Source organism: Serratia sp. MF1(2023) (assembly GCF_030954545.1).
GTDB lineage: Bacteria > Pseudomonadota > Gammaproteobacteria > Enterobacterales > Enterobacteriaceae > Serratia > Serratia sarumanii.
This window is the reverse complement of sequence record NZ_JAVHUX010000027.1, coordinates 1-22746: the sequence shown is the minus strand read 5'-3', so window position 1 is coordinate 22746 and position 22746 is coordinate 1. Positions and strand designations below refer to the sequence as shown.

Below are 22746 nucleotides of genomic sequence, written 5' to 3'. Positions count from 1 at the left end.
TTATTTGCTTTTTGACGCCGGCAAAATCGAGCGGGAAACAACGGCTATTGGGATAGGTTCGTCAAATACACTGTTGCACAACTCGAACCCGGGGGGAAGTGTATCTGCTGACCCATAGCGCATCATAGGACCGTTTGTGCCCCTATATGTAATGGAAATGTTGATCTCTTGTCAAATCAGATAATTAATTTTGCACTAATTGTGAAATTCGTGATCTGAATCACTGTTCGGGGGAAATGTTATCAAAGCGGTTGTATGAGAATTGTAATCAGAATGTGATCCTCCTATACTGCCGCCAGGTCTCCGGATTACCCTGAAGTAGGAGCACCCAGCGTTATAAATGCGCGCCGTTTGAGCACAGAGGATGTTGATGTTTGAGCGCGTGACGTGTAAGGGTTTTAGGCTCTTAACGCTGTCTGATCCCCGCCCAGGCCCGGAGGAAGGAAAATAATAAGAGCTGTGTGGGCAAATACGTGAAAAAACAACGACCTGTCAACTTGGATCTGCAAACGATCCGGTTCCCCGTAACTGCGATAGCGTCTATCTTACACCGAGTCTCTGGCGTAATTACCTTCGTTGCCGTGGGTATCCTCCTCTGGCTGCTGGGCCTGTCACTCTCTTCCCAAGAGGGGTTCCTGCAGGCGGCCGCCATCATGAATAGCTTTATCGTCAAATTCATATTCTGGGGCATCCTCACGGCGCTGGCCTATCACATTTGCGGTGGCATCCGTCACTTGTTAATGGATTTTGGCTACATCGAAGAGAGTTTGGCCGCCGGTACCCGTTCCGCCCAGGTGGCGATCGGCCTGACCGTCGTGCTGTCAGTTCTGGCTGGAGTCCTCGTATGGTAAACAACGTTTCTGCATTAGGGCGCAACGGCGTGCACGATTGGCTGCTGCTGCGCGCTTCCGCTATCATCATCACCCTTTACGTCCTGTATATCCTGGGCTTCTTCGTCACGGCTCCGGAACTCACTTATGACATCTGGCGCGGTTTCTTCGCCACTTCCATTACGAAAGTGTTCACTCTGCTGACCTTGCTGTCGATTCTGGTGCACGCCTGGATCGGGCTGTGGCAGGTGCTGACGGACTACGTCAAGCCGCTGGCGGTTCGCCTGGTGTTGCAGCTGGCTGTCGTGGTCGCGTTGCTGGTCTATTTACTGTACGGAACAATCGTAGTGTGGGGTGCTTAAATGAAACTGCCAGTCAGAGAGTTTGATGCCGTCGTAATCGGCGCCGGCGGTGCGGGCATGCGTGCCGCGCTGCAAATTTCCCAAGCGGGCTCGACCTGTGCCCTGCTGTCCAAAGTTTTCCCGACCCGTTCCCATACCGTGTCCGCACAGGGCGGCATCACCGTCGCGCTCGGCAACAGCCACGAGGACAACTGGGAATGGCATATGTACGACACGGTGAAAGGTTCCGACTATATCGGTGACCAGGACGCCATCGAATATATGTGTAAAACCGGTCCGGAAGCGATTCTGGAACTGGAACACATGGGCCTGCCGTTCTCTCGTCTGGACGACGGCCGCATCTATCAGCGCCCGTTCGGCGGCCAGTCGCTGAACTTCGGCGGCGAGCAGGCGGCGCGTACCGCAGCCGCAGCCGACCGTACCGGCCACGCGCTGCTGCACACCCTGTACCAACAGAACCTGAAAAACCACACCACCATCTTCTCCGAGTGGTATGCGCTCGATCTGGTGAAAAACCAGGACGGCGCGGTGGTCGGCACCACGGCTATCTGCATCGAAACCGGTGAAGTGGTTTACTTCAAAGCCAAGGCCACCGTGCTGGCGACCGGCGGCGCAGGCCGTATTTACCAGTCCACCACCAACGCCCACATCAACACCGGTGACGGTGTCGGCATGGCGCTGCGCGCCGGCGTGCCGGTGCAGGACATGGAAATGTGGCAGTTCCACCCGACCGGCATCGCCGGCGCGGGCGTGCTGGTGACCGAAGGCTGCCGCGGCGAAGGCGGTTACCTGCTGAACAAACACGGCGAGCGCTTCATGGAGCGTTATGCGCCGAACGCCAAAGATCTGGCGGGCCGCGACGTGGTTGCCCGTTCGATCATGATCGAAATCCGCGAAGGCCGCGGCTGCGACGGTCCTTGGGGGCCGCACGCCAAGCTGAAGCTGGATCACCTGGGTAAAGAGGTGCTGGAATCCCGTCTGCCGGGCATTCTGGAACTGTCCCGCACCTTTGCGCACGTCGATCCGGTGAAAGAGCCGATCCCGGTTATCCCGACCTGTCACTATATGATGGGCGGCATTCCGACCAAGGTGACCGGCCAGGCGCTGACCGTGAACGAGAAAGGCGAAGACGTGGTGATCCCGGGGCTGTTCGCGGTGGGCGAAATCGCCTGCGTATCGGTGCACGGAGCCAACCGCTTGGGCGGCAACTCGCTGCTCGACCTGGTGGTGTTCGGCCGTTCCGCCGGCATGCACCTGCAGGAATCGCTGGAAGAGCAGGGCGTGAGCCGTGACGCCAGCGACTCCGACGTGGAAGCCTCGCTGGATCGTCTGAACCGTTGGAACAACACCCGTTCCGGCGAAGACCCGGTCGAAATTCGCAAAGCGCTGCAGTCTTGCATGCAGCACAACTTCTCGGTATTCCGCGAAGGCGATGCGATGGCCAAGGGCCTGGAAGAACTGAAAGTGATCCGTGAACGTCTGAAGAACGCACGCCTGGACGATACCTCCAGCGAGTTCAACACCCAGCGCATCGAGTGCCTGGAGTTGGATAACCTGATGGAGACCGCGTATTCCACCGCCGTGTCGGCCAACTTCCGTACCGAGAGCCGCGGCGCACACAGCCGCTTCGACTACCCGGAACGCGATGACGCCAACTGGCTGTGCCATTCGCTGTATCTGCCGCAATCGGAAAGCATGACGCGTCGTGAAGTGAACATGCAACCGAAGCTGCGCCCGGCATTCCCGCCGAAAGTGCGTTCTTACTAATTGCGGAGATCGACAGATGAAACTCGAATTTTCCATTTATCGCTACAACCCGGATGTCGATGACGCGCCGCACATGCAGGATTACACCCTGGAAGCGGAAGAAGGTCGCGACATGATGCTGCTGGATGCGTTGATCCAGCTGAAAGAAAAAGACCCGACCCTGTCGTTCCGTCGCTCATGCCGCGAAGGCGTGTGCGGTTCCGATGGCCTGAACATGAACGGTAAAAACGGCCTGGCGTGCATCACCCCGATTTCGTCGCTGCGCAAAGGCAACGGCAAGATCGTGATCCGTCCGCTGCCGGGCCTGCCGGTGGTGCGCGATCTGGTGGTGGATATGGGCCAGTTCTACACCCAGTATGAAAAGATCAAGCCATACCTGCTGAACGACGGCAAGAACCCGCCGGCGCGCGAGCACCTGCAGTCGCCGGAGCAGCGCGCCAAGCTGGACGGTCTGTACGAGTGCATTCTGTGCGCCTGCTGCTCGACCTCTTGCCCATCGTTCTGGTGGAACCCGGACAAGTTCATCGGGCCTGCCGGTCTGTTGGCGGCGTATCGCTTCCTGATCGACAGCCGTGACACGGAAACGCAAGAACGTTTAGATGATCTGGACGACGCTTTTAGTGTTTTCCGCTGCCATAGCATTATGAATTGTGTCAGTGTATGTCCTAAAGGCTTGAACCCGACGCGTGCTATCGGGCATATCAAGTCCATGCTGCTGCAACGCGGCGCATAAACGGAATGAGATGCTGCGCCGGGCTCTTTTCCGGCGCACATCCCATAGGGGAGGGAACCTCTAAAAACTGACCCGCGGCTGCGGCGCTATGCAGCCTGGTTCTTCCGCCGGTTTTTAGAGGTTCCTTGTAAGGGACCGCAAGGTCCATAACAGAACGTATCGGGCCGTCATGGCCGCAAGTACGTCGAGTGAACCGTTTTACGGCAAACCGTATTCATCACGGTAATTATGTTAACCACGGCGAAAACTAAAGCTTCAAAGCTTAAGGGATCATGATGCAGAACGGCGCAATGAAGGCCTGGCTGGATTCCTCCTATCTGGCGGGCGCGAACCAGTCTTACATAGAGCAGCTCTATGAAGACTTCTTAACCGATCCGGGTTCCGTTGAAGATAGCTGGCGTTCCATTTTTCAACAGCTACCAACCGCGGGTGTCAAACCCGATCAGCTTCACTCTCAAACGCGCGATTACTTCCGCCGCCTGGCGAAAGACTCCGCGCGCTACAATACCACCATCACCGATCCGGAAACCGACGCCAAACAGGTCAAGGTACTGCAGCTGATCAACGCCTTCCGCTTCCGCGGGCATCAGCATGCCAACCTCGATCCGCTCGGCCTGTGGCAGCGCGAGCAAGTTCCTGACCTTGATCCCGCTTACCACAACCTGACCGAAGCCGATTTCCAGGAAACCTTCAACGTGGGCTCTTTCGCCATCGGCAAAGAAACCATGAAGCTGGGCGATCTGTACGCCGCGCTGAAGCAGACCTATTGCGGCTCGATCGGCGCTGAGTACATGCACATCACCAACACCGAAGAGAAACGCTGGATCCAACAGCGCATCGAGTCGGTGGTGGGGCGCGCCAGCTTTACCGCCGACGAAAAACGCCGTTTCCTGAACGAGCTGACCGCGGCGGAAGGCCTGGAACGTTACCTGGGCGCCAAATTCCCGGGTGCCAAACGCTTCTCGCTGGAAGGCGGAGACGCGCTGGTGCCGATGCTGAAAGAGATGGTGCGCCACGCAGGTAAGAACGGCACGCGCGAAGTGGTGTTGGGCATGGCCCACCGCGGTCGTCTGAACGTGCTGATCAACGTGCTGGGCAAAAAGCCGGCCGACCTGTTCGACGAATTTGCCGGCAAGCATAAAGAACACCTCGGCACCGGTGACGTGAAATACCACCAGGGCTTCTCTTCCGACGTCGAAACCGAAGGCGGCATGGTTCACCTGGCGCTGGCGTTCAACCCGTCGCACCTGGAGATCGTCAGCCCGGTGGTCATGGGCTCGGTTCGCGCCCGTCGCGATCGCTTGGACGAAGCGCGCAGCAACATGGTGCTGCCGATCACCATTCACGGCGACGCCGCCATCACCGGCCAGGGCGTGGTTCAGGAAACCCTGAACATGTCTCAGGCTCGCGGCTACGAAGTGGGCGGCACCGTGCGTATCGTCATCAACAACCAGGTTGGTTTCACCACCTCCAACCCGCTGGATGCGCGCTCTACCGAATACTGCACCGACATCGCCAAAATGGTTCAGGCACCGATCTTCCACGTCAATGCGGACGATCCGGAGGCCGTGGCCTTCGTCACCCGCCTGGCGTTGGATTTCCGTAACACCTTTAAGCGTGACGTGATGATCGATCTGGTTTGCTACCGTCGCCATGGGCACAACGAGGCCGACGAGCCGAGCGCCACCCAGCCGGTGATGTATCAGAAGATCAAGAAACACCCTACGCCGCGCAAAATCTACGCTGACGTTCTGACCGAACAGAACGTGGCCAGCCTGGAAGATGCCACGGAAATGGTCAACCTGTACCGCGACGCGCTCGACCGCGGCGATTGCGTGGTTGAAGAGTGGCGTCCGATGAACCTGCACTCCTTCACCTGGTCACCGTACCTGAACCACGAGTGGGACGAAGAGTACCCGAGCAAGGTTGAGATGAAGCGCCTGCAGGAGCTGGGCCGCCGCATCAGCACCGTGCCGGAAGCGATCGAAATGCAGTCGCGCGTGGCGAAAATCTACGCGGACCGCGCCGAGATGGCAGCGGGCAACAAGCCGTTCGACTGGGGCGCCGCCGAAACGCTGGCCTACGCCACCATGGCGGATGAAGGCATTCCAATCCGCATCTCCGGCGAAGACGCCGGCCGCGGTACCTTCTTCCACCGTCACGCGGTGGTGCACAACCAGAAAAACGGTTCGGTCTACGTTCCGCTGGCGAACATCCACAGCGGCCAGGGCGAATTCAAGGTCTGGGACTCCGTGCTGTCCGAAGAGGCGGTGCTGGCGTTCGAATACGGCTACGCCACGGCGGAACCGCGCACGCTGACCATCTGGGAAGCGCAGTTCGGTGACTTCGCCAACGGCGCGCAGGTCGTTATCGACCAGTTCATCAGCTCCGGCGAGCAAAAATGGGGCCGTATGTGCGGCCTGGTGATGCTGCTGCCGCACGGCTATGAAGGCCAGGGCCCAGAGCACTCTTCCGCACGTCTGGAACGCTATCTGCAGCTGTGCGCAGAGCAGAACATGCAGGTGTGCGTCCCGTCCACGCCGGCGCAGGTTTACCATATGCTGCGCCGTCAGGCGCTGCGCGGTATGCGCCGCCCGCTGGTGGTGATGTCGCCGAAGTCGCTGCTGCGTCACCCGCTGGCGATTTCTTCGCTGGACGAACTGGCCAACGGCACCTTCCTGCCGGCGATCGGCGAGATCGACGACTTGGATCCGAAAGCGGTCAAGCGCGTCGTGCTGTGCTCCGGCAAGGTCTACTACGACCTGCTGGAACAGCGTCGCAAGAACGAGCAGAAAGACGTGGCTATCGTGCGTATCGAGCAGCTGTATCCGTTCCCGCATCAGGCCGTGCAGGCCGTGCTGGAGCAATACTCGCACGTGCATGATTTCGTCTGGTGTCAGGAAGAGCCGCTGAACCAGGGCGCCTGGTACTGCAGCCAACACAACTTCCGTGAAGTGGTGCCGTTCGGGGCTTCTTTACGTTACGCAGGACGTCCGGCCTCCGCTTCTCCGGCGGTGGGCTATATGTCCGTACACCAGAAGCAGCAGCAGGCTCTGGTGAACGACGCGCTGAATATTGACTAATGTTCGCTCGCTTGCCGGCCGAGGGGCCGGCAAGCAGATGATAAAAAACTTAAGGGAAAGCTAAATGAGTAGCGTAGATATTCTGGTTCCTGACCTTCCTGAATCGGTTGCCGATGCGACCGTAGCCACCTGGCACAAAAAACCGGGCGACAGCGTGCAGCGTGATGAAGTCCTGGTTGAAATCGAAACCGACAAAGTGGTGTTGGAAGTGCCGGCCAGTGAAGCGGGCATTCTCGATGCTATCGTGGAAGAAGAGGGCGCGACCGTACTGTCTCGCCAGCTGCTCGGCCGCATCCGTCCGGGCGACAGCTCCGGCAAGCCGACCGCTGAGAAGAGCCAGGAGAAAGAAGCCACGCCTGCACAGCGCGCTACCGCGAGCCTGGAAGAAGAAAGCAATGACGCGCTCAGCCCGGCGATTCGCCGCCTGATCGCCGAACACGATCTCGATGCCGGCACCATCAAAGGCACCGGCGTGGGTGGCCGCATCACGCGTGAAGACGTGGAAGCGCACCTGGCCAAAGGCGGTGCCGCCGCCAAACCGGCCGCCACCGCTGAAGCCGCACCGCAGCCTGCTCTGGCCGGCCGCAGCGAAAAACGCGTGCCGATGACTCGCCTGCGCAAACGCGTCGCCGAGCGTCTGCTGGAAGCGAAGAACAGCACCGCGATGCTGACCACCTTCAACGAAATCAACATGCAGCCGATCATGGATCTACGCAAGCAGTACGGCGAAGCCTTCGAGAAGCGCCACGGCGTGCGTCTGGGCTTCATGTCCTTCTACATCAAGGCGGTGGTTGAAGCACTGAAGCGCTTCCCGGAAGTGAACGCGTCGATCGACGGTTCCGACGTGGTTTACCACAACTACTTCGACATCAGCATCGCGGTTTCGACCCCGCGCGGCCTGGTGACGCCGGTACTGCGCGATGTAGACGCCATGAGCATGGCTGACATCGAGAAGAAAATCAAAGAGCTGGCCGTTAAGGGCCGCGACGGCAAACTGACCGTGGAAGAGCTGACCGGCGGTAACTTCACCATTACCAACGGCGGCGTATTCGGCTCGCTGATGTCCACCCCGATCATCAACCCGCCGCAGAGCGCCATCCTGGGCATGCACGCCATCAAAGATCGCCCAATGGCGGTCAATGGTCAGGTGGTGATCCAGCCGATGATGTATCTGGCGCTGTCTTATGACCACCGCCTGATCGACGGTAAAGAATCCGTCGGTTATCTGGTGACGGTCAAAGAGATGCTGGAAGATCCGGCTCGTCTGCTGCTGGACGTCTAGTAACCCTTGCCGGGCGCGGCATGCCGCGCCCGCACTCTGTGCTATGTGGCCGGAAAACCATGCGGTTTACCGCGTAATAATGGTCCGGCTAAAAACCTTCAGAACTGAATGGATAGAACATCATGAATTTACACGAATATCAGGCAAAACAGCTGTTTGCTCGGTATGGCATGCCGGCACCGACCGGTTACGCCTGTACCACTCCGCGTGAAGCAGAAGAAGCCGCATCCAAAATCGGCTCCGGCCCGTGGGTGGTGAAATGTCAGGTTCATGCTGGCGGCCGCGGTAAAGCGGGCGGCGTTAAAGTCGTCAACAGCAAAGAAGATATCCGTGCCTTCGCGGAAGCCTGGTTGGGCAAGCGTCTGGTGACTTACCAGACTGACGCGCTGGGCCAGCCGGTTAACCAGATCCTGGTAGAAGCGGCGACCGACATCGATAAAGAACTGTACCTGGGCGCCGTCGTAGACCGTGCGACCCGTCGCATCGTGTTCATGGCGTCTACCGAAGGCGGCGTGGAAATCGAGAAGGTGGCGGAAGAAACCCCAGAACTGATCCACAAAATGACCATCGATCCGCTGGCGGGTCCACAGCCTTATCAGGGCCGTGAGCTGGCCTTCAAACTGGGCCTGACCGGTAAGCAAGTCAGCCAGTTCGCCAAGATCTTCATGGGCCTGGCGACGCTGTTCCTGGAGCGTGACCTGGCGATGGTTGAGATCAACCCGCTGGTGATCACCAAGCAGGGCGATCTGGTGTGTCTGGACGGCAAACTGGGCGCCGACGGCAATGCCCTGTTCCGCCAGCCGGAACTGCGTGAAATGCGTGACCCTTCCCAGGAAGACGAGCGCGAATCCCGTGCGGCTCAGTGGGAGCTGAACTACGTTGCCCTCGACGGCAACATCGGCTGCATGGTTAACGGCGCCGGCCTGGCGATGGGCACCATGGACATCGTTAAACTGCACGGCGGCGAACCGGCCAACTTCCTGGACGTTGGCGGCGGCGCGACCAAAGAGCGCGTGACCGAAGCGTTCAAAATCATCCTGTCCGACGACAAGGTGAAAGCGGTTCTGGTTAACATCTTCGGTGGTATCGTACGTTGCGATCTGATCGCCGACGGCATCATCGGCGCAGTGGCCGAAGTGGGCGTTAACGTCCCGGTGGTGGTGCGCTTGGAAGGGAACAACGCCGAACTGGGCGCCAAGAAACTGGCGGACAGCGGCCTGAATATCATTGCTGCGACCAGCCTGACTGATGCGGCTCAGCAAGTTGTTGCAGCAGTGGAGGGTAAATAATGTCCATTTTAATCGATAAGAACACCAAAGTAATTTGCCAGGGCTTCACCGGTAGCCAGGGGACTTTCCACTCCGAACAAGCTATCGCTTACGGCACCAAAATGGTTGGCGGCGTAACCCCGGGCAAAGGCGGCACTCAGCACCTGGGCCTGCCGGTGTTCAACACCGTGCGCGAAGCGGTTGAAGCGACCGGCGCCACTGCCTCGGTGATCTACGTTCCAGCGCCGTTCTGCAAAGACTCCATCCTGGAAGCGATCGATGCCGGTATCAAACTGATCATCACCATCACCGAAGGCATCCCGACCCTGGACATGCTGACCGTGAAAGTGAAGCTGGACGAAGCCGGCGTGCGCATGATCGGGCCGAACTGCCCTGGTGTGATCACCCCAGGCGAGTGCAAAATCGGCATCATGCCTGGCCACATCCACCTGCCGGGCAAAGTGGGCATCGTTTCCCGCTCCGGCACCCTGACCTATGAAGCGGTGAAACAAACCACCGATGCCGGTCTGGGCCAATCCACCTGCGTGGGCATCGGCGGCGACCCGATCCCGGGCTCCAACTTCATCGATATCCTGAAGATGTTCCAGCAGGATCCGCAGACCGAAGCGATCGTGATGATCGGTGAGATCGGCGGCAGCGCTGAAGAAGAAGCGGCAGCTTACATCAAAGAACACGTCACCAAACCGGTTGTCGGCTACATCGCCGGCGTAACCGCGCCGAAAGGCAAGCGTATGGGTCACGCGGGCGCCATCATCGCAGGCGGCAAAGGCACGGCGGACGAGAAGTTTGCTGCGCTGGAAGCGGCGGGCGTGAAAACCGTTCGCAGCCTGGCGGACATCGGCGACGCGGTAAAAGCGGTGCTGAAGCGCTAAGCATTTAGTACGAAATAACACTATCTCGACATGTTTGGCCACCCATTGGGTGGCCTTTTTTATGGGCGACGATCAGAAGTCGTTGAGCGCCTTGATCAGCGCGATCCGATCCTGCAGGCGGCGCTGTTGCACCGGATCCACGGCGGCTTGGCGCTGTTGCTCCAGCGAGGTGAGGGAGGCGCGGTAATCGTCGGCGTTGCGGAACAGCGCGTTTTTGACGTTGATCGACGCGACGTTGGTGTAGCGGCCGTCGTCGGTGGTCGGTACCTGGATAACGCCCTCATTGAGCAGCCGTTTGACGATCGCCCGCTGCGGTTCGTAACCCTCCATGCCGACCAGCTTCCAGCGCCGCGGCGCCACGCCCTGATACTGGCCGTGTTTCACCTCCGTCAGGTAGCGCAGGGTCAGGTGGCGAATGGTGCCTTCTTCTTCACCGTATTGCGCTTTGCTGTCGAACAGCACCGGGAAGGATTGCCCCCCCAGCGCGCCACCCTTTTGCGTCAGGTGGCCCATGCGGTAACTGTTCATGCCCAGACGGATCGGCATATCGTCGGTGACCGGCGTGCCGTCCGTCAGGCGCAGATCGACAATGCGCGCGCCGGTGGGTTGGCGCAGATCGATGGTGTAAGTGACGCCGTCGAAGAAATCGTTGGTGGAATATTTGGACGATCGCCGCGCCGGGTTAAAGCTGTAGGTGACGTCGCCCGGCTGCAGCTGATTGAAATAGTCGGCGGACCACTCCATGTAGCGTTTAAGCGCTTTGCCGTTGAGCTGATACACGGTGATCTCGCCGCCGGCGTATTGGTAGTTAAAGGCGATATCCTTGGCCTTGATGTCGCCGACGTCCAGTTTGGCGCGATCGTTGTCGATCTGCAGGGCGATCACCTGCGCCAGCGGCGCATAGTGGCGGGCGGCCTGCTGGAACAGCGCGCTGATGCCGGTATCCTGCACGTGCACCTGGGGAATGCCGCGGAATTCGTCGGCGGGCACCAGATCGCTGCCGCTCAGCTTCGCCACGACCCGGTTGGCATTGGCGCGCAAAATGTCATGGTACGGCTGGTAGAGAGCCTGCATGGCGCTGTCCGGCGTCATCCCCTTGATGGGGTAGGTGTAGCTGTTTTTGTCGATCAGCGTGAATTTGCCGTCGCGGCGTTCAAACTGCAGATCGATGCGCGACAGCGCGCGGCCGTATTTATCCGGCTCGGTGATGATGACGCCGTTAACCACCGCTTTGTCGATCTTCACATGCATATGGCCGGCGACGATCGCCGCCAGCTCCGGGTTGGCGTTGGCGATGTCGGCCACGCCGGTGCCGGGGCGCTGGTTCTCATTGTCGATGCCCATATGCGCCACCAGCACGATGGCGTCGACCTGGCCGTCGATTTGCCTGATGACCTGCTTCACCGCCTGCACCGGATCGGTGAAGTTCAGCCCTTTGATGCGATCGGTGCCCTTGGCGAATTCCGCGGTCATCGGCGTGTCCATGCCGATAATGCCGATCTTCACGCCCTGGCGTTCGACGATGGTGTAGGCCGGCAGATAGGGCTTGCCGTTGTCCCAGACGATATTTCCCGCCAGCGCCGCGCCCTTGAACTGCTTGAGCGGCGTAGCCAGCACCGGCAGGCCGAAGTCGAACTCGTGGTTGCCCATCACCCAGACGTCATAATTGAGCGCGTTGAGGCCCAGCATCATCGGGCTGACGGCCTCATGCTTGAAGGTTTCGACGAAGTTGCCCTGAATGGTGTCGCCGGCGTCCACTAGGATCAGGTTGGGCTGCTCGGCGCGCACCTTTTTGACCTGGGTGGCTATCTGGCTCAGGCTGCCCGCCAGATTTTCCGTGTCGCTGGCGTAGTCCCAAGGCACGAAGGTGCCGTGCAGATCGGAGGTGCCCAGCAGGGTGATATTTACCGTTTCGGCGGCCATGGCGTTTCCCGAGAGTCCCAAGACAGAGGCAAAGATGATTTTTTTCATAAGTTATTGTCACTCAATGCAATTTTAACATAAGTGGTCATTCTGCTACAAAATCGCAACCTTTACGATCCCATCGCGAGAAATAGACTAATATTGGAGAGAGATTTGTTGTTTTGTGACTGCTATCACTGTCACGGCTTATTGGAAATAAAAGGTTAATTATGTCGCATAATAAGCGCGTAATAATACAATGGCGGCTCTTTTAAATTACATTTATTTAACACAAAAATATCATTAAAAAACAATTAAACCATTGCGCAACATGACCCTAAGAAAATTATGCGAAATGTGCTGATGAATATGGAAATAAGATGCGGATAGGCTTAAATTGTCTCAGATCAAATTAGCCCGAAGTACCTCTTTCGGCTAAGATTTGACCTGTAACCAAAAGTCTAACCCACGTCACGTAAAAACCTATTTATTGTGTGGGATTGGGCGAGTATCATCCATGTTGTGATTATGGATGGTTGATCTTGTTGCATTTGTTACCCGTTGTCGGTTTTCAGTGGCGTGCTTGTCGACGGCCCGAGGGGCTATTGGCCGAGTGTGCGGTTGAAAGCGGAGAAGCTGGATCAAATTTGTTGTGTTTAAGGGCATTCACTGCGGGGCGTTACTGGCGGCTTTGAAAGAAGCGTGCCGATAACCGCGTGTCGGAGTCTTCCTGCGAGGAGCAAGGAGTCAAGATGTTTGATATTGTCGAACTGTCGCGCTTACAGTTTGCTTTAACGGCGATGTACCATTTCTTATTTGTCCCATTAACGCTCGGTATGGCGTTCTTGCTGGCAATTATGGAAACGGTATATGTCCTGTCTGGCAAACAAATCTATAAAGACATGACCAAATTCTGGGGAAAGTTATTTGCGATTAACTTTGCTCTGGGTGTGGCCACCGGTTTGACCATGGAGTTCCAGTTCGGGACCAACTGGTCGTATTTCTCTCATTACGTCGGCGACATCTTCGGGGCCCCACTGGCTATCGAAGGTCTGATGGCGTTCTTCCTTGAATCGACGCTGGTCGGCCTGTTCTTCTTCGGCTGGGATCGTCTGAGCAAGGTGCAGCACATGGCGGTAACCTGGTTCGTGGCCCTCGGCTCCAACCTGTCCGCGCTGTGGATCCTGGTCGCCAACGGCTGGATGCAGAACCCGATCGCGTCGGATTTCAACTTCGAAACCATGCGCATGGAGATGGTCAGCTTCTCCGAGCTGGTGCTTAACCCGGTTGCGCAGGTGAAATTCGTTCACACCGTGGCTGCAGGTTACACCACCGGCGCCATGTTCGTGCTGGGCATCAGCTCCTACTATCTGCTGAAGGGCCGCGACATCGCCTTCGCCAAGCGCTCCTTCGCCATCGCCGCCAGCTTCGGCATGGCTGCCATTCTGTCCGTTATCGTTCTGGGTGATGAATCCGGTTACGAAATGGGCGACGTGCAGAAAACCAAACTGGCCGCTATCGAAGCGGAGTGGGATACCCAGCCGGCGCCGGCGTCCTTCACCCTGTTCGGCATTCCCGATCAGGACAAGATGGAAAACTCCTTCTCTATTCAGATCCCGTATGCGCTTGGCCTGATCGCCACCCGCTCCACGGACACTCAGGTCACCGGCCTGAAAGATCTACTGGCGCAACATGAAGTGCGCATCCGCAACGGCATGAAAGCCTACCAGCTGCTGGAAGAGCTGCGCGGCGGCAATACCGATCCTGCGGTGCGTGCGGAATTCAACAAAACCAAGCAAGACTTGGGCTACGGCATGCTGCTGAAGCGTTATACCCCGAACGTCAGCGACGCGACGGAAGCGCAGATCCAGCAGGCGACCAAGGACTCCATTCCACGCGTGGCGCCGCTGTACTTCGCCTTCCGCATCATGGTGGCCTGTGGCGTGCTGATGCTGCTGATTATCGGCCTGTCCTTCCTGAGCGTGGTGCGCGGCCGCATCGGCCAGAAAAAATGGCTGTTGCGTGCGGCGCTGTATGGCCTGCCGCTGCCGTGGATCGCGGTGGAAGCCGGCTGGTTCGTGGCGGAATACGGCCGTCAACCGTGGGCGATTGGTGAGGTGCTGCCGACCGCAGTCGCCAACTCTTCGCTGACCGCGGGCGACATTCTGTTCTCGATGGGGCTGATTTGCGGCTTGTACACCCTGTTCCTGGTGGCTGAAATGTACCTGATGTTCAAGTTTGCGCGTCTGGGTCCAAGCAGCCTGAAAACCGGCCGCTACCACTTTGAACAACCGACTGCCGCCGTGCAGGAAGCGCGCTAAACAGGAGTCCACGTATGTTTGACTATGAAGTACTGCGATTTATCTGGTGGGTGCTGGTTGGCGTACTGCTGATCGGCTTCGCCGTCACCGACGGTTTCGACATGGGCGTCGGCATCCTGGTGCGCATCATCGGTAAAACCGATACCGAGCGCCGGGTGATGATCAACTCCATCGCCCCGCACTGGGACGGTAACCAGGTGTGGCTGATCACCGCCGGCGGCGCGCTGTTCGCCGCCTGGCCGATGGTCTACGCAGCGGCCTTCTCCGGCTTCTACGTCGCCATGATCCTGGTGCTGGCGGCGTTGTTCTTCCGCCCGGTCGGTTTTGATTACCGTTCCAAGCTGGAGAGCACCCGCTGGCGCAACATGTGGGACTGGGGCATCTTCATCGGTTCCTTCGTGCCTGCATTGGTGTTCGGCGTGGCGTTCGGCAACCTGCTGCAGGGCGTGCCGTTCCATGTGGACGAGTACCTGCGTCTGTTCTACACCGGCAACTTCTTCCAACTGCTGAATCCGTTCGGTCTGTTGGCAGGCGTGGTCAGCCTGACCATGCTGGTCACTCAGGGCGCGACCTACCTGCAGATGCGCACCACCGGCGAGATCCACCTGCGGTCACGCGCCGCAGCGCAGATCGCGACGCTGATCATGGCGGTATGCTTCCTGCTGGCGGGCGTGTGGCTGGTGAAAGGCATCGACGGCTACGTCGTGACGTCGGCGCTGGACACCCTGGCGGAATCCAACCCGCTGCGTAAAGAAGTGGCGCATCAGGCCGGCGCCTGGCTGATCAACTTCAACAAGTATCCGCTGCTGTGGGCGTTGCCTGCGCTGGGCGTGGTGCTGCCGTTGTTCACCATCCTGTTCTCGCGTCTGGAGAAAGGCGCGCTGGCGTTCGTCACCTCGTCGCTGACCATCGCCTGCGTCATCCTCACCGCCGGGGTCACCATGTTCCCGTTCGTGATGCCGTCCAGCACCGTGCCTAACGTCAGCCTGACCATGTGGGACGCGACGTCGAGCCTGTTGACGCTGAAAGTGATGACCGTCGTGGCGGCGATCTTCGTGCCTATCGTTTTGGCGTACACCAGCTGGTCGTACTACAAAATGTTCGGTCGCCTCGACAAGAACTACATCGAAAACAACAAGCATTCGCTGTACTAAGGATAAGGAGCTAAACCATGTGGTATTTTGCCTGGATTCTCGGAACGCTTCTTGCCTGCGCCTTCGGCATCATCACGGCGCTGGCGCTTGAGCAGAGCGAAGCGACTAAAGCTCAGCAAGACGGTAAGTGATGAGCTCGTCCGTGATTGACAAGCTGTACGCTGTCACCGACAAGGGCCCGATCCGGGCCCTTTCCCTGGTGCTGGCGTTGGTTTTGGCGGGGTGCGTGTTCTGGGATCCGACGCGTTTCGCCGCCAAAACCAGCTCGCTGGAGATTTGGGAAGGGCTGCTGCTGATTTGGGCGGTGTGCGCCGGGGTGATCCACGGTTTCGGATTCCGCCCGCAGCGCAGCATTTGGCGGGCCTTTTTCGCGCCGCTTCCCGCAATTGTGATCTTGTGCGCAGGATTACTTTACGTTTCTTTATAATCTCCCCGATGTCCCCATGTTATGGGCCCTCACGGCCCATAATTATTTTCATTCCCATCTTGTAACCCATTCCCAACCCGATCCGTCTTGCGTATAGTAGCAGCGTTAAATTGCATTGCTGGGAAGTAGAGTGAGTAATACGTTGTTTCGATGGCCGGTTCGCGTTTACTACGAGGATACCGATGCCAGTGGTGTGGTCTATCACGCCCGCTACGTCGCCTTTTTTGAAAGAGCGCGCACAGAGATGCTGCGTCAGCACAACTTTCATCAACAGCAGCTGCTCAGTGAACAAGTCGCTTTTGTCGTCCGGCGCATGACGGTGGATTATCTGGCTCCGGCTCGTCTCGACGAGCAACTGGAGGTACAGAGCGAAATCACCTGTCTGCGCGGGGCTTCTCTCACGTTTGCTCAACGCATTGTCAATTCTGACGGGGCCCTACTGAGCCAGGCAGATGTCCTGATTGCCTGTATTGATCCACACCAAATGAAGCCGAGAGCGCTTCCTAAGTCTATTGTCGCGGAGTTTAAGCAGTGACTGACATGAACATCCTAGATTTATTCTTGAAGGCGAGCCTGCTGGTTAAGCTTATCATGTTGATTTTGATATGCTTCTCGGTAGCCTCCTGGGCGATCATCATTCAGCGCACCCGCATCCTCAATGCGGCGACGCGTGACGCCGAAGCCTTTGAAGACAAATTCTGGTCCGGTATCGAGCTTTCCCGTCTGTACCAGGAAAGTCAGGCGCGTCGCGATAGCCTGACCGGCTCCGAGCAGATCTTCCATTCCGGCTTCAAAGAGTTCGCCCGCCTGCACCGCGCCAACAACCATGCGCCGGAGTCGGTGATCGAAGGGGCGTCGCGCGCGATGCGCATTTCGATGAATCGCGAGCTGGAAACGCTGGAAACCCATATTCCGTTCCTCGGCACCGTCGGTTCGATCAGCCCGTACATCGGCCTGTTCGGCACCGTGTGGGGGATCATGCACGCCTTTATCGCGCTGGGCGCGGTGAAGCAAGCCACGCTGCAGATGGTGGCGCCGGGTATCGCCGAAGCGCTGATCGCCACCGCGATCGGTCTGTTCGCCGCCATCCCGGCGGTCATGGCCTATAACCGTCTCAACCAGCGCGTCAACAAGCTTGAGCAGAATTACGACAACTTTATGGAAGAGTTCACCGCTATTCTGCATCGTCAGGCCTTCTCCAGCGACAGCAAATAAGTAGGAGGTAGCATGGCGAGAGTATGTGGACGTAGTCGGCGCGAGCTGAAGTCCGAAATTAACATCGTTCCGCTGCTCGACGTGTTGCTGGTGCTGCTGCTGATCTTTATGGCAACCGCGCCAATCATCACGCAGAGCGTGGAGGTTGACCTGCCGGACGCCACCGATTCCAAAACGGTGTCCAGCGATGACAATCCGCCGGTGATCCTTGAGGTTTCCGGCGTAGGTCAATACACCCTGGTGGTGGATCACAACCGTATGGAGCTGTTGCCGCCTGAGCAAGTCGCGGCCGAAGCCAAGTCGCGTTTGGCGGCTAACCCGAAAACGGTCTTTTTGATCGGCGGTGCGAAGGAAGTCCCTTACGATGAGATTATCAAGGCATTGAATATTCTCCATCAGGCGGGCGTGGCTTCCGTGGGGCTGATGACCCAGCCAATCTGACCGTAAGGCGAACGGCAACCCGGTTCCTGCGCTGCGGCTCAGGAACCCCGTATAAGCAACACCAGTTTTTGGGAATCTATTTTGGTAAAGGCAACTGAGCAAAACGATAAGCTGAACCGCGCCGTTATTGTTTCGGTCGTTCTGCACTTCATACTGATTGCCCTGCTGATTTGGGGATCGCTGCAGGAAAATGTCGACATGGGCGCCGGCGGTGGCGGTGATGGCACCGTGGTGGGCGCGGTGATGGTCGATCCCGGCGCGGTGGTGGAGCAGTACAATCGCCAGCAGCAGCAGAGCAACGATGCGCAGCGTGCCGAAAAGCAGCGCCAGAAAAAGGCGGAGCAACAGGCTGAAGAGCTTCAGCAGAAGCAGGCGGAGCAACAGCAGCGCCTGAAAGAGCTGGAGAAAGAGCGTTTGGCGGCGCAGGAGAAAGCCGCGCAGGACGCCAAAGCGCAGGCTGAGCAACAGCAGAAGGCGGCGGAGCAGCAGAAACAGGCCGCCGAGCAGCAAAAAGCGGCGGAAGCCGCCGCAGCCAAGGCCAAAGAGCAACAGAAGGTCGCCGAGGCCGCCGCCGCGAAGGCGAAGGCTGAAGCGGACAAGATAGCCAAAGCGCAGGCTGACGCGCAGAAGAAAGCCGAAGCGGAAGCCAAGAAAGAAGCGGCCGCCGCTGCCGCCGCCAAGAAACAGGCGGAAGAGGCGAAGAAAGCCGCGGCCGCCGCCGCAGAGCAAAAAGCCGCAGAAGCTGCGGAGAAGAAAGCGGCCGCTGAAGCCGAGAAAAAAGCCGCAGCGGAAGCCGAGAAGAAAGCTGCAGCAGAGAAAGCCGCTGCCGCCAAGAAAGCCGCCGCGGACGCCAAGAAGAAGGCTGCCGCTGAGGCTGCGAAGCAATCGGAGGAGGTCAACGATCTGTTTGGTGGCCTGGCGGACGGCAAGAACGCGCCGAAAGGCGGCGGTGCCAAATCGAAGGGCGACGGTAAACCGGCCGGGCAGGGCAATGCCAAAACGGCTGGGGCCAGCGGGGCGGATATCAGTGGTTATATGGGGCAAATTCAGGGGGCGATTCAGAGCAAGTTCTATGACGCCAGCTCGTTCGCCGGCAAAACCTGCGATCTGCGTATCAAGCTGGCGCCGGACGGCCTGCTGATAAGCGTACAAGCGGCGGGCGGCGATCCGGCTCTGTGTCAGGCCGCGGTGTCTGCCGCCAAGTTGGCGCATATACCGAAGCCGCCGAGCGATGCCGTTTATCAGCACTTTAAGAATTCTATCCTTGAATTCAAACCGAAATAACGGTTGATTGACTGAGTGATATCACAGGGATGTACTAAGGTAACCAACAGGGATTATGTAGTTTTACGTAAGTTGGTTTGTTAAAATTCTGCTAATTTATCGCAGGCATCCCGCCTGGATAAGGGAGATGAGATGAAGCAGGCATTTCGAGTAGCGCTAGGTTTTTTTATTCTGTGGGCGTCCGTGCTGCACGCGGAAGTTCGCATTGAAATCACCCAAGGGGTCGACTCCGCTCGTCCGATTGGCGTGGTGCCGTTTAAATGGGCGGGCCCAGGCACGCCGCCGGAAGATATCGGCAAGATTGTCGGCGCGGATCTGCGTAACAGCGGCAAATTCAACCCGATCGACGTGGCGCGCATGCCGCAGCAACCGACCTCCGCGTCTGAAGTGACTCCGGCGGCCTGGACTGCGCTGGGCATCGACGCCGTGGTTGTCGGCCAGGTTCAACCTGGCGCCGACGGCAGCTACCTGATCTCCTACCAGCTGGTGGACACCTCGGGTTCGCCGGGCACCGTATTGGCGCAGAATCAGTATAAAGTGACCAAACAGTGGTTGCGTTATTCTGCCCATACCGCCAGCGACGAAGTGTTCGAGAAGCTGACCGGCATCAAGGGCGCGTTCCGTACCCGTATCGCCTACGTCGTGCAGACCAACGGCGGGAAATTCCCGTATGAGCTGCGCGTAGCGGATTACGACGGTTACAACCAGTTTACGGTGCACCGTTCGCCTGAGCCGCTGATGTCCCCGGCCTGGTCGCCGGACGGCAGCAAACTGGCTTACGTGACCTTTGAGAGCGGCCGTTCCGCGCTGGTGGTGCAGACCCTGGCTAACGGCGCCATCCGCCAGATCGCCTCGTTCCCGCGCCACAACGGTGCGCCGGCGTTCTCGCCGGACGGCAGCAAGCTGGCCTTCGCGCTGTCCAAGAGCGGTAGCCTGAACCTGTACGTGATGAACCTCGGCTCCGGCCAGATCACGCAGCTGACCGATGGCCGCAACAACAACACCGAACCGACCTGGTTCCCGGATGGCCAGTCTCTGGCGTTTACCTCCGACCAGGGCGGGCGTCCGCAGATTTATAAAATCAGCGCCAGCGGCGGTGCCGCACAGCGCCTGACGTGGGAAGGCTCTCAGAACCAGGATTCTGAAGTCAGCTCCGACGGTAAATTCCTGGTGATGGTCAGCACCAACAGTGGTGCGCAACACATCGCCAAACAAGATCTTGGATCGGGCGCCGTTCAGGTTTTGACCGGTACCTTCCTCGATGAAACGCCTAGTATTGCGCCAAACGGCACCATGGTGATCTATAGCTCCACGCAAGGTATGGGCTCCGTGCTGCAGTTGGTGTCAACTGATGGGCGTTTCAAAGCGCGTCTTCCGGCAACTGATGGACAGGTAAAATTCCCTGCCTGGTCGCCGTATCTGTGATGCATGTGTAAATATGTATGGCAAACTATAAAAGGATCAAAGAAATGCAACTGAACAAAGTGCTGAAAGGGCTTCTGCTGGCACTGCCAGTTCTGGCTGTAGCAGCTTGTAGTTCTAACAAAAGCGCAAACAACGACCAATCTGGTATGGGCGCTGGCACTGGTATGGAAAACGGCAGCAGCAACCTGTCTTCCGAAGAACAAGCTCGTCTGCAGATGCAAGAACTGCAGAAGAACAACATTGTTTACTTCGGCCTGGACAAGTATGACGTAAGCTCCGAATTCGCTCAGATGCTGGACGCGCACGCTGCATTCCTGCGTAACAACCCGTCTTACAAAGTGACCGTTGAAGGCCACGCTGACGAACGCGGCACGCCGGAATACAACATCGCTCTGGGTGAGCGCCGTGCTAACGCCGTTAAAATGTACCTGCAGGGTAAAGGCGTTTCCGCTGACCAGATCTCTATCGTTTCTTACGGTAAAGAAAAACCAGCAGTACTGGGCCACGACGAAGCGGCTTATGCTAAAAACCGTCGTGCCGTTCTGGTTTACTAAGAGAATCGCATGAACAGTAACTTCAGACGTCACCTGTTGAGTCTGTCGTTACTGGTTGGCGTAGCGGCCCCCTGGGCCGCTACTGCCCAAGCGCCAATCAGTAATGTCGGCTCCGGCTCGGTCGAAGACCGCGTCACCTCGCTTGAGCGCATCAGCAATGCTCAAGGCCAGCTTTTAAATCAACTCCAGCAACAACTCTCTGATAACCAACGCGACATTGATTCTCTCCGTGGGCAAATCCAGGAAAGCCAGTATCAGTTGAATCAGGTGGTTGAACGCCAGAAGCAAATCTATCAGCAGATGGATAGCCTCAGCCAGGGCGGCGCTCAGAGCGCCTCTGCGGCCGCGGGCGCTGCCGGCGGGGCAGCCGCAGGCGCATCTTCCGATGCGGGCGGCAGCGCTCCCGCAGCCGCCTCCGCCACGCCGAGCGGCGGTGATGAGAACAGCGACTACAACGCCGCTGTTTCTCTGGCACTGGAAAAAAAACAGTATGACCAGGCGATTTCCGCCTTTCAGTCCTTCGTAAAACAGTACCCGAAGTCTACTTACCAGCCCAACGCCAACTATTGGCTGGGCCAGTTGTTCTACAACAAGGGTAAAAAAGACGACGCGGCCTACTATTTTGCGGTGGTGGTGAAGAATTACGCTAAATCACCGAAGGCGCCGGACGCCATGTACAAGGTGGGTATCATCATGCAGGAGAAAGGGCAGGCCGATAAAGCCAAAGCCGTGTTCCAGCAGGTGATTAAACAGTACCCAACCAGTGCGGCGGCCAAACAGGCGAAAAGTCGCGTAGGCGGTTAACAGTCAGAAAAATGAGCCCAGAAGTTAGTCGATTTGACCGATTTCTGGGCTCATTCGCGTGAAGAACAAGCAGTTGAACGCATCGGTAAAAAATTTAGGTTGCGCTGCCAAGATAAATTAGTAATATATGCCGCCGTTGCCAAGACATCTTGCAAGATGTTAAAGCGGCAGGGAAATTGGGTCGTTAGCTCAGTTGGTAGAGCAGTTGACTTTTAATCAATTGGTCGCAGGTTCGAATCCTGCACGACCCACCAATTTCTGAAGTAGCAGTAACCACAACAGTGGGTGATTAGCTCAGTTGGTAGAGCATCTCCTTTACACGGAGGGGGTCGGCGGTTCGAGCCCGTCATCACCCACCACTGTTATGGGTCGTTAGCTCAGTTGGTAGAGCAGTTGACTTTTAATCAATTGGTCGCAGGTTCGAATCCTGCACGACCCACCATTCTTTAAGAAAGAATGGCAGCTTCAGAATCGGTTTGATGTGGCAAAGTAAAGGTCCGAGTCGAGTACCCGTCGAGTTGTCCTGAACATCCCCATCCTTGTTTTCCGCGAGTTGGTTTCAGTAACCCATTCGCCATCAGCAGTAAACCACATCAGTGGGTCGTTAGCTCAGTTGGTAGAGCAGTTGACTTTTAATCAATTGGTCGCAGGTTCGAATCCTGCACGACCCACCACTCTTTGATAGAGCAAGGTGTTAAATCGTCAGGATGAGACAAAAGCGTTTACGCTTTTGAACAGCGCTTGCGCTGGCCCGAAGGGGCCGTCTATGAAATAGACGGATAGCCGTAAAGGTTCGAGTCTCGCAAAGCGAGACAACATCACTCCGGTGATGGCCCGAAGGGCGAGGCCAAAGGCCGAGTTATCCTGCACGACCCACCACTCTTTGATAGAGCAAGGTGTGAAAAATAGCAGTACCACAGCAGTGGGTGATTAGCTCAGTTGGTAGAGCATCTCCTTTACACGGAGGGGGTCGGCGGTTCGAGCCCGTCATCACCCACCAC

General features: G+C 57.8%; 20 protein-coding genes, 5 tRNA genes and 1 other RNA gene. 25 read left to right on the top strand and 1 reads right to left on the bottom strand.

Annotation, left to right across the window (positions count from 1 at the left end):
* The first annotated feature begins 461 nt into the window (after nt 1–461).
* The 8 genes from sdhC to sucD all read left to right on the top strand — a co-directional run bounded on the left by sdhC (nt 462) and on the right by sucD (nt 10218).
* The gene (gene sdhC / locus REA38_RS14335; protein WP_004939893.1) at nt 462–851 is read left to right on the top strand and encodes a succinate dehydrogenase cytochrome b556 subunit; all 390 of its coding nucleotides are present in this window, start codon (nt 462–464) and stop codon (nt 849–851) included.
* Entirely contained in the window at nt 845–1192 is a 348-nt protein-coding gene (gene sdhD, locus REA38_RS14330; RefSeq protein WP_004939891.1) for a succinate dehydrogenase membrane anchor subunit, read from the top strand. Before sdhC ends, sdhD begins: the two co-directional genes overlap by 7 nt.
* Nucleotides 1193–2959: a succinate dehydrogenase flavoprotein subunit gene (gene sdhA, locus REA38_RS14325; RefSeq protein ID WP_015376974.1), complete on the top strand. Its 1767-nt coding sequence runs from the start codon at nt 1193–1195 to the stop codon at nt 2957–2959. It abuts the gene before it with no gap.
* Nucleotides 2960–2975: 16 nt separating this feature from the next.
* Nucleotides 2976–3692 (top strand): succinate dehydrogenase iron-sulfur subunit, encoded by a 717-nt coding sequence (locus REA38_RS14320; RefSeq protein ID WP_004939885.1) that lies wholly within the window; start codon nt 2976–2978, stop codon nt 3690–3692.
* A 275-nt stretch (nt 3693–3967) separates the two neighbouring features.
* Complete coding sequence (gene sucA, locus REA38_RS14315; RefSeq protein ID WP_033647497.1) at nt 3968–6775, top strand: 2-oxoglutarate dehydrogenase E1 component; 2808 nt, start codon at nt 3968–3970, stop codon at nt 6773–6775.
* Nucleotides 6776–6839: 64 nt separating this feature from the next.
* Nucleotides 6840–8057 carry a 2-oxoglutarate dehydrogenase complex dihydrolipoyllysine-residue succinyltransferase gene (gene odhB, locus REA38_RS14310; protein WP_161726980.1) on the top strand — a complete coding sequence of 406 codons (1218 nt, stop codon included), beginning with the start codon at nt 6840–6842 and terminating at the stop codon, nt 8055–8057.
* A 122-nt stretch (nt 8058–8179) separates the two neighbouring features.
* Nucleotides 8180–9346 carry an ADP-forming succinate--CoA ligase subunit beta gene (sucC, locus tag REA38_RS14305; protein ID WP_015376978.1) on the top strand — a complete coding sequence of 389 codons (1167 nt, stop codon included), beginning with the start codon at nt 8180–8182 and terminating at the stop codon, nt 9344–9346.
* The gene (sucD, locus tag REA38_RS14300; protein ID WP_004939878.1) at nt 9346–10218 is read left to right on the top strand and encodes a succinate--CoA ligase subunit alpha; all 873 of its coding nucleotides are present in this window, start codon (nt 9346–9348) and stop codon (nt 10216–10218) included. The genes sucC and sucD overlap by 1 nt, the downstream gene beginning before the upstream one ends.
* A 72-nt stretch (nt 10219–10290) precedes the next feature.
* On the opposite strand, the gene REA38_RS14295 is transcribed toward sucD, so the two are convergent.
* Complete coding sequence (locus REA38_RS14295; protein WP_308886083.1) at nt 10291–12189, bottom strand: 5'-nucleotidase C-terminal domain-containing protein; 1899 nt, start codon at nt 12187–12189, stop codon at nt 10291–10293.
* A gap of 683 nt (nt 12190–12872) precedes the next feature.
* Here REA38_RS14295 and cydA point away from each other — a divergent pair.
* The 17 genes from cydA (at nt 12873) to REA38_RS14210 (ending at nt 22745) form a co-directional block, all read left to right on the top strand.
* On the top strand, nt 12873–14441 hold the full coding sequence (gene cydA, locus REA38_RS14290) for a cytochrome ubiquinol oxidase subunit I (protein ID WP_308886082.1): 1569 nt from the start codon (nt 12873–12875) through the stop codon (nt 14439–14441).
* Nucleotides 14442–14455: 14 nt separating this feature from the next.
* Nucleotides 14456–15595, top strand: a complete 1140-nt coding sequence (cydB, locus tag REA38_RS14285) for a cytochrome d ubiquinol oxidase subunit II (protein ID WP_308886081.1) — start codon at nt 14456–14458, stop codon at nt 15593–15595.
* A 17-nt stretch (nt 15596–15612) separates the two neighbouring features.
* A complete protein-coding gene (gene cydX, locus REA38_RS14280; protein ID WP_004939868.1) occupies nt 15613–15726 on the top strand; it encodes a cytochrome bd-I oxidase subunit CydX in 114 nt (37 codons plus the stop codon).
* The gene (gene ybgE, locus REA38_RS14275) at nt 15726–16022 is read left to right on the top strand and encodes a cyd operon protein YbgE (protein WP_033647158.1); all 297 of its coding nucleotides are present in this window, start codon (nt 15726–15728) and stop codon (nt 16020–16022) included. Before cydX ends, ybgE begins: the two co-directional genes overlap by 1 nt.
* Nucleotides 16023–16152: 130 nt before the next feature.
* Nucleotides 16153–16557: a tol-pal system-associated acyl-CoA thioesterase gene (gene ybgC / locus REA38_RS14270; protein WP_025160034.1), complete on the top strand. Its 405-nt coding sequence runs from the start codon at nt 16153–16155 to the stop codon at nt 16555–16557.
* Nucleotides 16554–17237, top strand: coding sequence for a Tol-Pal system protein TolQ (tolQ, locus tag REA38_RS14265; protein ID WP_004939862.1), 684 nt, complete (start codon nt 16554–16556; stop codon nt 17235–17237). Before ybgC ends, tolQ begins: the two co-directional genes overlap by 4 nt.
* A gap of 12 nt (nt 17238–17249) precedes the next feature.
* Nucleotides 17250–17678, top strand: a complete 429-nt coding sequence (tolR, locus tag REA38_RS14260) for a colicin uptake protein TolR (RefSeq protein WP_308886080.1) — start codon at nt 17250–17252, stop codon at nt 17676–17678.
* Between the two features lie 81 nt (nt 17679–17759).
* Nucleotides 17760–18962, top strand: coding sequence for a cell envelope integrity protein TolA (tolA, locus tag REA38_RS14255; RefSeq protein ID WP_033647156.1), 1203 nt, complete (start codon nt 17760–17762; stop codon nt 18960–18962).
* Nucleotides 18963–19094: 132 nt separating this feature from the next.
* On the top strand, nt 19095–20387 hold the full coding sequence (gene tolB / locus REA38_RS14250; protein ID WP_060429653.1) for a Tol-Pal system beta propeller repeat protein TolB: 1293 nt from the start codon (nt 19095–19097) through the stop codon (nt 20385–20387).
* A 44-nt stretch (nt 20388–20431) separates the two neighbouring features.
* Complete coding sequence (pal, locus tag REA38_RS14245) at nt 20432–20941, top strand: peptidoglycan-associated lipoprotein Pal (RefSeq protein ID WP_025160033.1); 510 nt, start codon at nt 20432–20434, stop codon at nt 20939–20941.
* 9 nt (nt 20942–20950) lie between these two features.
* Entirely contained in the window at nt 20951–21745 is a 795-nt protein-coding gene (gene cpoB, locus REA38_RS14240) for a cell division protein CpoB (RefSeq protein ID WP_033647153.1), read from the top strand.
* Between the two features lie 178 nt (nt 21746–21923).
* Nucleotides 21924–21999, top strand: a tRNA-Lys gene (locus tag REA38_RS14235).
* Nucleotides 22000–22028: 29 nt separating this feature from the next.
* Nucleotides 22029–22104, top strand: a tRNA-Val gene (locus REA38_RS14230).
* A 7-nt stretch (nt 22105–22111) separates the two neighbouring features.
* Nucleotides 22112–22187: transfer RNA gene (locus tag REA38_RS14225), tRNA-Lys, on the top strand.
* A 156-nt stretch (nt 22188–22343) separates the two neighbouring features.
* Nucleotides 22344–22419 (top strand) — tRNA-Lys (locus REA38_RS14220).
* Nucleotides 22420–22488: 69 nt separating this feature from the next.
* Nucleotides 22489–22624, top strand: a non-coding RNA gene (locus tag REA38_RS14215) — RtT sRNA.
* 45 nt (nt 22625–22669) lie between these two features.
* Nucleotides 22670–22745, top strand: a tRNA-Val gene (locus REA38_RS14210).
* Nucleotide 22746: the final 1 nt, after the last annotated feature.